We start from the raw sequence: 3,774 nt of genomic DNA, 5'->3' as shown, positions 1-3,774 counted from the left end.
AAACCGTCCTGCGTCCTTTCGCCGAACGGAGAGAGGAATTGGCGGATCTGCTCGTGGAGCACGCTGTATGGGGCACAGCGCACGAGTCGTTCATCGCAGCGCTGATGGCACGCGAGGCACAGGGTGAGACCCGCCTTCGTGCGCAGTCCTACTGGAACCTGACCGAGCGCGAACGCGAAGTCCTTTCCTACATGCGCTCCATCATGACCGCTGCTGAAATTGCCGAGGCGTTGTACATTTCCGTGAACACGGTCAAGACCCACGAACGGTCCATTTACCGCAAACTCGGGGCGGTAAGCAGGCGCGACGCGCTCAAGACGGCCGCCAAGCGTGGCATCGTCTGAACCCCGCGGCAGCCTTGATGGCCTTCGCGGTGAGGCACCGGTCCCGGATGGGGTCAGAGGCCCCTAGCCGCCGCAAACCGGCAGTGAAAGTCTGGAACCATGAAAAAAGTTGATCCCTTTGTGATCGTGATCGGATTTGACGGCTCGAAGCAATCACATGAGGCCCTGGCGTGGGGTGTTGAAGAGGCCCGGTACCGCAATGCGGAGCTCCGGGTCCTGACCGTCTGGAACAAGGCGCCAATGGCGTGGTATCCGGCGATGCTGGAAACGGCGGCAGGCGAAATCGTGGCGGAGGACTCACCGGAGCAGCAGGCTGAAGCGCTGGGCGCCGAGGCGGCGAAATCCGCAGTGGGTGTCAATGTCGTGACGCGGTCCATCAAAAACGACTCAGCGGCCTCGGCAATACTTGAGGCCGCACGGGAAGCCGACCTGGTGATCGTCGGCTCCCGCGGCCACGGCGGTTTCGCCGGGCTGCACATCGGATCGGTCTCCGCCCAGGTGGCCAGCCACTCTCCGTGCCCTGTCCTGGTGATCCGGCCGAAGGCTTCCTGAGCGTCCGATGCCAGCGAGCCGGGAGGGCTACCATCGGCGTATGACCGTCCTGGACTGGCTGATGGATTCAGATCCTTCCCTTCGGTGGCAGGTGTTGCAGGATCTCAGCAACGCCGCGCCCGAGGCCGTTACCGCAGAGCGCGCGCGGGTAGCGACCGAAGGCTGGGGTGCCCGCCTGCTGGCATTGCGGGACGAGGACGGCCAATGGGCGCATGGCGCATATTTCCCCGCCCAGGGCGACCGCCCCGACGGCGGYTGTGCCGAGAGCGGCCGTGCCGAGGGCGACGGTCCCGAGGGCGGCGGTGCGGATGATGCCGGCGGTGACACAGGTTGGGACCGCGTCCCCCAGCCGTGGACCGCCACAACGTACAGCTTGCTCCTGCTGCGTGACTTCGGGATCGACCCGCGAAGTGAGCAGATGCGCCAGACCATAGCGCTGGTCAGGGACAACTGCCGCTGGGAGGAGGGCGGCCAGCCGTATTTCCAAGGCGAGGTGGAGCCGTGCATCAACGGAATGACAGTGGCGCTCGGCGCGTACTTTGATCAGGACGTCGACGGCGTCGTCTCCCGGCTCGTCAGCGGGCAACTGGGCGACGGCGGGTGGAACTGTTGGGCGGAGTCCGGCGCCGTGGTGTCCTCGGCCGCCACGACGATCAACGTCCTCGAGGGCCTCCTGGCCCACGAACGGGTCACGGGCGGCTCGGCGCAGTCCGTGGACGCGCGGCGCCGGGGCGAGGAGTATCTGCTGGAGCGGGGCCTGTTCCGACGCAAGAGCACCGGCGCGGTCATAGACCCGGCTTGGCTGACGTTCTCCTTTCCGACCCGCTGGCACTACGACGTGCTCCGTGCCCTGGAGTACTTCCGTTCGACGGGAGAGCCTCCGGACCCGCGCGTGGCCGAAGCCGTGGAGGTGCTCCGGTCAAAGGAGCAGCCCGACGGGACCTGGTTGCTCGAAAACACGCATCCCGGGATCGTCCATTTCCCGGTTGATGACGGTGACGGCCGGTCCAGCCGGTGGAACACCCTCCGCGCGTTGCGTGTACTCGACTGGTACGGGCGCGCCGTTTGAAGTGGCGTGCGGTTTACCTGCTGCTAGGGCAGAACCTTGTAGAGGTCGATCACCGTCTCTTCGGGCGGAGCGGCGAAGCCGCCCTCAATACCCGCCTGCATCCGGGGCAGGAGGATCGTGTCCCGGAATTTTTCCCAGCTTTCTTTCGATTCGTGGACTGCCATGACCGTCCAGCCACCCTCGGATGCCCCGCCGGCGTGGAAGATCTGACCCTCGGGCAGGAGCCCCGCGCCCGGATGGACGGCTGCAAGCGACGCCTCGTATTGTTCCTTGGTGCCTCCCGGGAAGAAGTGCACGATTCCGTAGGGCGTGGTGGCCATAACAACTCCTAGGCTGGTTTGGACGGGACAAGGCCAGTCCTAGACGCCGCCACCGGGCGTGTCAAGGGCTCGCGGAAGCAGGCGGGGGGCCGGGGAGCCCCATGCCCCGCAGGTTCAACATGATGAGCCTTGATCCCAACGCCGCGGCGGCCTTTCCACTGGTTGGCAGGGCCGGTGGTTGGCAGGTCCGCGGTCAGCCGTCCGACAGGGTCCGGACGTCCTCGGCCAGGGCAGCCCGGTAGCCAAGGTTTCGTGAGACTGCCCTCGCGGTGGCCATCACCGCCGGAGCCAGGACGTTGGGCGGGGTGGTCCCGTCCGGTACCACGATCGACAGTGCGGCCACCACCGTGCCCTGGGCATCAAAGACGGGCGCCGCCACGGAAACAGTCAGCGACGGCGCGGACCGGCGGATCATGGCAATCCCCGTCCGGTGGACGTCGGACAGGGTGCGCCGCAGCTGGCCCTCCGGCATGGGAGCCACGCCCGGTTCAGTTTCCGCGGGTTCCCTGAGGATCTTTTCCTGGAATGCCGCGTCCGAGCCGGCCATCAGGACCAGGCCGACGGCCGTGGAGCGCAGGGGGAGCCGGCCGCCCACCCGGTAGGCGACTTCCGTGGCCTGCTTGGAGGAAAGCCGTTCGATCAGGACGGCCTGGTCTTTATCCCGCACGGCCAACAACACGTGATGGCGCGTCACCTCGAAGAGATCCTCAAGGTAGGGCAACGCGATTTCGCGGATCCCGTGGCCCCTCGGGGAGAGGGACGCTATTTCCCACAGCCGGACGCCCACAACGTAGCGTCCGTCGTCGAGCCGTTCCAGAGCGCCCCAGGCGACCAGCCGGGCAATGAGGCGCAACGCCGTCGGGGCGGGCATTTGCGCAAAACGGGCCATCTCTGACAGGGTCAGCGCCCGGCGGCGGTCCGTGAAGACGGCGAGCAGGCTCAGGGCCCGGTCTATCACCGGTTCGCCCTGTTTGGGCCGCTTGCCGCGCGCGGGAGCGGGGGTTCCGGGCCCGGCGCTGTCCGGATCCCTTTCCTGGGCTGCTGTCATTTCAAACCGTTCCTAGTTCGTCGCCAGTGACCCCCACCACAATAGTGTTTCGCCCAATGAAACTCCTAGCCGGTACTCCATGGCTGYGGCACTGTTGGGGTGGGGCGTCGACTGCGCCGGCGCTGGTTCAAACGGACGCAGTCACCCGCGTCCCGGCAAGGCTGCCGAGGAACTTGGCACTCTCCTTCGGGGTCCGTTCCTGCGTGGCCCGGTCCACCGCGATGAGTCCAAACTTCGGACCGTAGCCAAAGATCCACTCGAAGTTGTCGAAGGCTGTCCAGGCGATGTAGCCGCGGACATCGATGCCGTCGGCCAGGCAGGACGCCACGCCGGCGACCGCCGTGCGGAGGTAGGCCAGTCGCTGAGAGTCGTCGTCGGTCGCCAGGCCGTTCTCCGTGACGATGACAGGGATGCCGGCGACGCTGGCTGCCTCCCGAATGG

General features: G+C 66.6%; 6 protein-coding genes. 3 read left to right on the top strand and 3 right to left on the bottom strand.

The window, feature by feature from the left end:
- The 3 genes from AC1D1W_RS20090 to AC1D1W_RS20080 all read left to right on the top strand — a co-directional run.
- Positions 1-344 (top strand): response regulator transcription factor (locus AC1D1W_RS20090; RefSeq protein ID WP_476944628.1); only part of this gene is annotated, 344 nt, incomplete at its 5' end.
- A 99-nt stretch (positions 345-443) separates the two neighbouring features.
- Positions 444-896 carry a universal stress protein gene (locus AC1D1W_RS20085; RefSeq protein ID WP_028276757.1) on the top strand — a complete coding sequence of 151 codons (453 nt, stop codon included), beginning with the start codon at positions 444-446 and terminating at the stop codon, positions 894-896.
- Positions 897-936: 40 nt separating this feature from the next.
- Positions 937-1,965 (top strand): prenyltransferase/squalene oxidase repeat-containing protein, encoded by a 1,029-nt coding sequence (locus AC1D1W_RS20080; protein ID WP_476944627.1) that lies wholly within the window; start codon positions 937-939, stop codon positions 1,963-1,965.
- Positions 1,966-1,988: 23 nt separating this feature from the next.
- Here AC1D1W_RS20080 and AC1D1W_RS20075 read toward each other — a convergent pair whose 3' ends face one another.
- From AC1D1W_RS20075 to AC1D1W_RS20065, 3 genes are all read right to left on the bottom strand, one after another.
- Positions 1,989-2,285 carry a hypothetical protein gene (locus AC1D1W_RS20075; protein WP_243177827.1) on the bottom strand — a complete coding sequence of 99 codons (297 nt, stop codon included), beginning with the start codon at positions 2,283-2,285 and terminating at the stop codon, positions 1,989-1,991.
- Positions 2,286-2,478: 193 nt separating this feature from the next.
- Positions 2,479-3,333: an IclR family transcriptional regulator gene (locus AC1D1W_RS20070; RefSeq protein ID WP_243177826.1), complete on the bottom strand. Its 855-nt coding sequence runs from the start codon at positions 3,331-3,333 to the stop codon at positions 2,479-2,481.
- Positions 3,334-3,460: 127 nt separating this feature from the next.
- On the bottom strand, positions 3,461-3,774 hold a 314-nt coding region (locus tag AC1D1W_RS20065; protein WP_476944626.1), incomplete at its 5' end, for a family 1 glycosylhydrolase.

This window comes from Arthrobacter sp. P1_B4, from assembly GCF_056406555.1.
The sequence above is the reverse complement of the archived record's forward strand: the minus strand, read 5'-3'. Positions and strand labels throughout refer to the sequence as shown.